At 69.7% G+C, this 7237-nt stretch carries 5 protein-coding genes and 1 pseudogene; 2 read left to right on the top strand and 4 right to left on the bottom strand.

Features of this window, described 5'->3' with window-relative positions:
* Both IE312_RS35780 and IE312_RS35775 read left to right on the top strand, forming a co-directional pair.
* Positions 1 to 1046, top strand: a 1046-nt coding sequence (locus IE312_RS35780) for a class E sortase (RefSeq protein ID WP_229900848.1), incomplete at its 5' end; no start/stop codon positions are given.
* Between the two features lie 29 nt (positions 1047 to 1075).
* The gene (locus IE312_RS35775) at positions 1076 to 1828 is read left to right on the top strand and encodes a class E sortase (RefSeq protein ID WP_189986497.1); all 753 of its coding nucleotides are present in this window, start codon (positions 1076 to 1078) and stop codon (positions 1826 to 1828) included.
* 60 nt (positions 1829 to 1888) lie between these two features.
* Here IE312_RS35775 and pknB read toward each other — a convergent pair whose 3' ends face one another.
* The 4 genes and pseudogenes from pknB to IE312_RS43335 form a co-directional block, all read right to left on the bottom strand.
* The gene (gene pknB, locus IE312_RS35770) at positions 1889 to 3883 is read right to left on the bottom strand and encodes a Stk1 family PASTA domain-containing Ser/Thr kinase (protein WP_189986496.1); all 1995 of its coding nucleotides are present in this window, start codon (positions 3881 to 3883) and stop codon (positions 1889 to 1891) included.
* 195 nt (positions 3884 to 4078) lie between these two features.
* Positions 4079 to 5566 (bottom strand): peptidoglycan D,D-transpeptidase FtsI family protein, encoded by a 1488-nt coding sequence (locus IE312_RS35765; protein WP_189986495.1) that lies wholly within the window; start codon positions 5564 to 5566, stop codon positions 4079 to 4081.
* Entirely contained in the window at positions 5563 to 7005 is a 1443-nt protein-coding gene (locus IE312_RS35760) for an FtsW/RodA/SpoVE family cell cycle protein (protein WP_189986494.1), read from the bottom strand. Before IE312_RS35760 ends, IE312_RS35765 begins: the two co-directional genes overlap by 4 nt.
* A 27-nt stretch (positions 7006 to 7032) precedes the next feature.
* A pseudogene (locus tag IE312_RS43335) lies at positions 7033 to 7237 on the bottom strand (protein phosphatase); the annotation flags it as partial.

Raw genomic sequence — 7237 nt, 5'->3', positions numbered from 1 at the left:
GCCCGTACGAGTCCCCCGCCGGTGCGCGGCCGTACCCGGGACGCCGGCCCGATCCGCCGACGGCGCCGCTGCCCCGGCTCACCGGTGACGGCCCGGCGGGCGGCCCCGCGGGTGACGCGGAGACGATGGCGCTGCGGATCCCGGCGCCGGCCTCCTCCGACCCGTGGAGCGCACCCACAGGCGCCTCTGCGGCCCCTTCCGCCGCGGCTGCCGCCCCGGCCGCCCCGGGCGGCCGCGCGGCCCGCAGAAAGGCCGCCAAGCGGCGTGGCGGGCGGCACGGCGGGCACCGGGAGACGGCGGCTGCCCCGGCGCAGCGGGACCCGCAGCGGCCCCTGTCCCGGGTGGAGGCCCGGCGGCAGGCCCGGCGGCGCAGGCCGAGCCCGGCCACCGTCGCCAGCCGGGTGATCGGCGAGGTGTTCATCACCACCGGCGTCCTCATGCTGCTGTTCGTCACCTACCAGCTGTGGTGGACCAACGTCCGGGCGCACGCGCAGGCCGGCAGCGAGACGCACCAGCTCCAGGACGACTGGGCCAGCGGCAAGCGGAACCCGGGCGTCTTCGAGCCGGGCCAGGGCTTCGCGATCCTGCACATCCCCAAGCTGGACGTGGTGGCGCCGATCGCGGAGGGCGTCAGCAACAAGAAGGTGCTCGACAAGGGCATGGTCGGGCACTACGGCGAGGCTCCGCTGAAGACGGCGATGCCCGACGCGAGGACCGGCAACTTCGGCCTCGCGGCGCACCGCAACACGCACGGTGAGCCGTTCCGGTACATCAACCGGCTGGAGGCCGGTGACGCGGTCGTGGTCGAGACACAGGACACGTACTTCGTGTACAAGGTGACCTCGATGCTGCCGGTCACCCCGCCGTCCAACACCAGCGTGCTCGATCCCGTCCCGCCCGGTTCCGGTTTCACCGGGCCGGGCCGCTACATCACCCTCACCACCTGCACGCCGGAGTTCACCAGCAAGTACCGGCTGATCGTCTGGGGCAAGATGGTCCAGGAACGCCCGCGCAGCAAGGGCAAGCCGGACGCGCTCATCGAGTAGGGCTTCACCGAGTAGGGGCAGAGGGAACTGTGGCAGCGACCGCCGACGAGACCGAAGAGACCAAGGACGCGCCCGAACCGGTTCCGGATACGGCCCCGCCCCGGCGCCCCGGCCGGATCGCCCTGGCGGTCAGCGTCTTCGGGGAACTCCTCATCACCGCGGGCGTGCTGCTGGGCCTGTTCGTCGTCTACTCGCTGTGGTGGACGAACGTGATAGCGGACCGCAAGGCGCACCGGGAGGCCGACCGGGTGCGCGAGCACTGGGCGCAGCAGCAGTCCGGCCCCGGCGCGCTCGACACGAAGGACGGCATCGGGTTCCTGCACGTGCCGGCCATGCACAACGGCGAGGTGCTGGTCGAGAAGGGCACCGGCACGGACGTCCTCGACGACGGCGTGGCCGGCTACTACACCGACCCGGTCAGGGCCACGCTGCCCACCACCGGCCGGACGGGCAACTTCGCCGTCGCCGCCCACCGGGACGGGCACGGCGCGAAGTTCCACAACATCGACAAGATCGAGGAGGGCGACCCGATCGTCTTCGAGACCCGGGACGACTGGTACGTCTACAAGGTCTTCTCGATCCTCCCGGAGACCTCGAAGTACGACGTCGACGTCCTGACCGCCGTCCCCGAGGAGTCCGGCAGGAAGAAGCCCGGCCACTACATCACCCTGACCACCTGCACCCCGGTGTACACCTCCCGCTACCGGTACGTGGTGTGGGGGGAGCTGGTCCGGGTGGAGAAGGTGGACGGCAGGCGGACCCCGCCGCCGGAGCTGCGCTGAGCATGCGCGTGGGCCCCTGCCGGGACGATCCGGCAGGGGCCCACGTGTGCGCGGGGGACGTCAGCCGCTGACGCCGCCGAAGATGTTCGTGCCGCCGTTGTCGTTGTTGCCGTTGCCGCCGCCGCCGAGGTCCACGGTGGTCAGCACGATCTGGGTGCCGGCCGGGTCCGCCTGGGTGCCCTGCGTCGGGCTCTGCTGAATGACCCGTGCCTTGTCGTCGTTCGAGCCGCTGACCTGGATGTTCGTGAAGCCCTGCTGCTGCAGGATCTGCTGGGCCTGCTTGAGGGTCTGGCCCGTCACGTTCGGCACCTGCTTCTGCTGCTGTTGCTGCGCCTTGCCGACGTTGACCGCCACGTTGGTGTTCTTGGAGACCTGCTGGCCCGCCGGCGGGTTGGTGTTCTGGACCTTGCCGTCCTGGGCCGGGTCGCTGACCGGGGTGTCGTTGCAGGCGGGTACCAGACCCTTGGCCTGGAGTTCGGCCTTCGCCTCGTCACAGGACTTGCCCGTGACGTCGGGGACGGTGATCTTCTCCTCCGGCTTGGCGACCGTGAGGGTGATGGTGGAGCCCTTTTCCTTCCGGCTGCCGCCGTTCGGGTCCTGATTGATGACCACACCCGGAGTGCGGTCCGAGACCTCGGTCCTCTTGTCGACCTGGAAACCCTTGGCCTTCAGCTGGGACTCCGCGTCGGCGAACTGGGCGCCGAGCACGTCCGGCACCTGTACCTTCGGCGCGCCCGTGGACACCACCAGGGTGACGGTGCTGTTCTTGTCGACCTTCGTGCCCTGGTCCGGGTTCTGGGAGCAGACGTTCCCGGTGGCCTGGTCCTCGCAGGACTTCTTGGTGACCGAGACCTTCAGGTCGACGTTGGCGGCCATTTTGCGGGCCGTCTTCTCCGGCTGGCCAATGAACGCCGGCACGGGCACCTTGCCGTCGGCCGCGTCCTTGCCGCTGAACGCCCACTTGCCGATCAGGATGGCGCCGACCAGGACCAGCAGGCCCGCGACCACCAGCAGGATCGTGGAGGTGTTGGACTTCTTCTGCTGGCGGCGGCGGTCCGGGCGGTCGTCGTAGCCGTAGCCGCCGTCGTCCTGGTTCATCGGCGGGAGCATGGCGGTCGCCCCGGCCGGGGCGTCCGAGCGCAGGGCGGTGGTCTGCTGGTCGTCGGGGTAGCCGCCGTAGCCGACCGCGCCCATCGCGGCGGTGGCCGCGACCGGCTGGCCGTCCAGGCACGCCTCGATGTCGGCGCGCATCTCGTCGGCCGACTGGTAGCGGTAGTCCGGGTCCTTGACCAGTGCCTTCAGGACGATCGCGTCCATCTCCGGCGTGATCTCGGGGTCGAAGACCGACGGGGCCTGCGGTTCCTCGCGGACGTGCTGGTAGGCCACGGCCACCGGGGAGTCGCCCACGAAGGGGGGCCGTACCGTCAACAGCTCGTAGAGCAGGCAGCCCGTCGAGTACAGGTCCGAGCGGGCGTCGACCTGCTCGCCCTTGGCCTGCTCGGGGGAGAGGTACTGGGCCGTGCCGATGACCGCCGCGGTCTGGGTCATGGTCATGCCGGCGTCGCCCATGGCGCGGGCGATGCCGAAGTCCATCACCTTGACCTGGCCGTTGCGCGTCAGCATGACGTTGGCCGGCTTGATGTCGCGGTGGACGATGCCGCTGCGGTGCGCGTACTCCAGGCCCTGGAGGATGCCGATGGTCATCTCCATCGCGCGCTCGGGCAGCAGCTTGCGGCCGGAGTGCAGCAGCTCGCGGAGCGTGGACCCGTCGACGTACTCCATCACGATGTACGGGATGGAGACCCCGTCGATGTAGTCCTCGCCCGTGTCGTAGACCGCGACGATCGCGGGATGGTTGAGCGAGGCGGCCGACTGGGCCTCCCGGCGGAACCGGGCCTGGAAGGACGGGTCGCGTGCGAGGTCCGCGCGCAGCGTCTTCACCGCCACGGTGCGGCCGAGGCGGGTGTCATGCGCGAGGTAGACCTCTGCCATGCCACCGCGGCCGAGCACCTGGCCCAGCTCGTACCGGCCGCCGAGGCGACGCGGCTCTTCCATAGCTACCTACCAGCCCTCTCCGTCGGTCCCGGCCGCGCACCCGTGTGCACGGCCGGAGGCTGCCGTCCGGGCCTACCGTACCCGGCTCGCTCTGTGTGACCTGGCCAAGCCCGTAACCCGATACAGGACCGGTACCGCAACGTGCGGCGATGGGAAGGGGGTGTGAGCGGCCTCACGCCCGGTGATCGGCGGGGGTCACTTCTTGGAGTCGATGACCGCCTCCATGACGTTCTTCGCGATCGGCGCGGCCAGGCCGCCGCCGGAGATGTCGTCGCGGTTGGCGCCCTCGTCCTCGACCACGACGGCCACGGCGACCGGCGAGCTGCCGTCGGGCAGCTTGGCGTAGGAGATGAACCACGCGTACGGGTTCTCGCTGTTCTCGACGCCGTGCTGGGCGGTACCGGTCTTGCCGCCGACCTTGACGCCGTCGATCTTCGCGCGCGTGCCGGTGCCCTTGTCGACCACCGTCTGCATCATGTCCTGCAATATCTGCGCGTTCTTCGGCGACAGCGGCCGGCTCAGCTCCTCCGGCTGGGTCTTGGTGACCGGGTCCAGGTTGGAGGACTGCAGCTCGTCGACCATGTACGGCTTCATCAGCCGGCCGTCGTTGGCGACCGCGGAGGCGACCATGGCCATCTGCAGCGGGGTGGCGGCGGTGTTGTACTGGCCGATGGAGGACAGCGCGGTCTGCGACTGGTTCATGTCGTCGGAGAACACCGAGGCGCTGGAGCGGACCGGGGTGAACTGCTCGGAGTCGAAGCCGAACTTCTTGGCCTCGGCGAGCATCTTGTCGTTGCCGAGGTCCGCACCGATCTTGCCGAAGACGGTGTTGCAGGAGTACTGGAGCGCGACCCGCATGGGCGCGTTCTCGCAGGGGATGTTGCCCTCGTTCTTCAGCTGGGTCGTGGTGCCCGGCATGGTCCACGGCAGCGGCGAGTCGGTCTTCTCGTCGGCCGAGGTGTACTTGCCGTTCTCCAGCGCCGCGGCGGCCGTGACCACCTTGAACGTGGAGCCCGGCGGGTAGGTCTCGCGCAGCGCCCGGTTCAGCATCGGGTCGGCGGGGTTGTATTTCTTCTGGAGCTTCTTCCAGGCGGCGGCGTCGTCGTTGGTGTTGCCCGCGAACGACGAGGGGTCGTACGACGGGTAGGAGGCCAGCGCCAGGATCTTGCCGGTGGAGGGGTCGAGGGCGACGACCGCGCCCTTGCCGCCCTGCCTCTTCAGGCCGTCGTACGCGGCCTTCTGCGCGGCGGGGTTGAGCGTGGTGACGACGTTGCCGCCCTGCTGCTCCTTGCCGGTGATCATGTCCAGGGTCTTGCGGAAGAACAGCCGGTCGTCGTTCCCGGTGAGGATGCCGTCCTCGAGGGACTCCAGCTGCGTGGCGCCGAAGGCCTGCGAGGCGTAGCCGGTGACCGGCGCCCACATGGGGCCGTTCTTGTAGGTGCGCTTGTACTTGAGGTCGTTCAGGCCGCTCTTGCTGGACAGGGCGGACCCGGTGATCGAGTCGCCGCCGGACACGATGATGTCACCGCGCGGGGTGGCGTAGCGGGCGATCGTGACGCGGCGGTTGTTCGGGTCGTCCTTGAGCTTGTCGGCCCGGACGTACTGGAGGTAGTTGTCGCGGATCAGCAGGGCCAGCATGAGCAGGCCGCAGAAGATCGCGATCCGGCGCAGAGGCTTGTTCATGACGGGCGGACCACCTGGGTCATCTCGGCGTCGGGGTTGGCGGCGGGGGCGGGCGCCGGGCGGCGCGCGGTGTCGCTGATGCGGATCAGGATGGCGATCAGCCCCCAGTTGGCCAGCACGGAGGAACCACCGGAGGCCAGGAACGGCATGGTCATACCGGTCAGCGGGATGAGACCCATGACACCGCCGGCCACCACGAAGACCTGGAGGGCGAAGGCGCCGGACAGGCCCACCGCGAGCAGCTTGCCGAACGGGTCGCGGGCGGCGAGCGCGGTACGCACGCCGCGTTCCACGATCAGGCCGTAGATCAGCAGGATCGCCATGATGCCGGCCAGGCCCAGCTCCTCGCCGAACGTGGCGAGGACGAAGTCGGAGTTGGCGGCGAACTTGATCAGGTCCGAGTGGCCCTGGCCCCAGCCGCTGCCGAGGGTGCCGCCGGAGCCGAAGGCCCACAGAGACTGCTGCAGCTGGTCGGAGTGGCCGATCTGGCCCTGGCGGCTGAGGGTGTACTCGCGCATCGGGTCGAGCCAGGACTGGACACGGCTCTTCACGTGCGTCTCGAAGCTCGCCACGCCGACGGCACCGGCCGAGGCCATCAGCAGACCGAAGACGATCCAGCTGGTCCGCTCGGTGGCGACGTACAGCATGATGACGAACATTCCGAAGAACAGCAGCGAGGTGCCGAGGTCGGTTTCGAAGACCAGGATGAGGATCGAGATCGCCCAGACGACCAGGATCGGGCCGAGGTCGCGGCCGCGCGGCAGGTACAGGCCCATGAAGCGGCGGCTGGCCAGGGCCAGGGCGTCCCGCTTCACCATCAGGTAGCCGGCGAAGAAGACCGCGAGCACGATCTTGGCGAACTCACCGGGCTGCAGGGAGCCGAGACCGGGGATCCTGATCCAGATCTTCGCGCCGTAGATGTCGGCCCCGAGGCCCGGTACCAGCGGCAGGATCAGCAGGACCAGGGCGCCGAACATCGAGATGTAGGTGTAGCGCTGCAGGACCCGGTGGTCCTTCAGGAAGATCAGCACCACGGCGAACACGGCGATGGCGAGCGCGGTGAACAGCAGCTGGCGGGGCGCGGACGGCGAGAAGCCTCTGAGCGACTGCAGCAGCTTGGACTGGTCCAGCCGCCAGATCACGACGAGTCCCAGGCCGTTGAGCAGCATCGCCAGCGGCAGCAGCAGCGGGTCCGCGTACGGGGCGAACTTGCGTACGGCGAGGTGGGCGACGCCGGCCAGCAGGGCGAGCCCCAGGCCGTAGCTCAGCAGCCCCGTGGGGATCCGGCCGTCGAGGGCCAGGCCCACGTTGGCATAGGCGAACACCGGGATGACCACGGCGAAGACCAGCAGGGCCAGCTCGGTGTTGCGGCGGCTCGGCGCGCCGATGGCGCCGATCGTGGACGTGTGATGCGTCGACGGGTTCGTAGTACTGCTCATCGTGTGACAGGGCCTCTCACGGCTTGCCTACTGCTTACCGCACAGCGAGACGACCTTCTGCTCGTCCTCCGAGAGAGTGGGGCCGGGGCTGGGGGTCGCGGACGGGGTCGTGGACGGAGACTTCGAAGGGGACGCCGGCGACGTCGGGGACGCCGGTGACGTCTTCGAGGCCGACGGGTTCGGGGTCGGGGAGGCCTTGGTGAAGGCGGTCTGCGTGGCGGTGCCCTTGGTG

This window comes from Streptomyces capoamus, from assembly GCF_014654935.1.
In the GTDB taxonomy this organism is placed as follows: domain Bacteria; phylum Actinomycetota; class Actinomycetes; order Streptomycetales; family Streptomycetaceae; genus Streptomyces; species Streptomyces capoamus.
The sequence above is the reverse complement of the archived record's forward strand: the minus strand, read 5'-3'. Positions and strand labels throughout refer to the sequence as shown.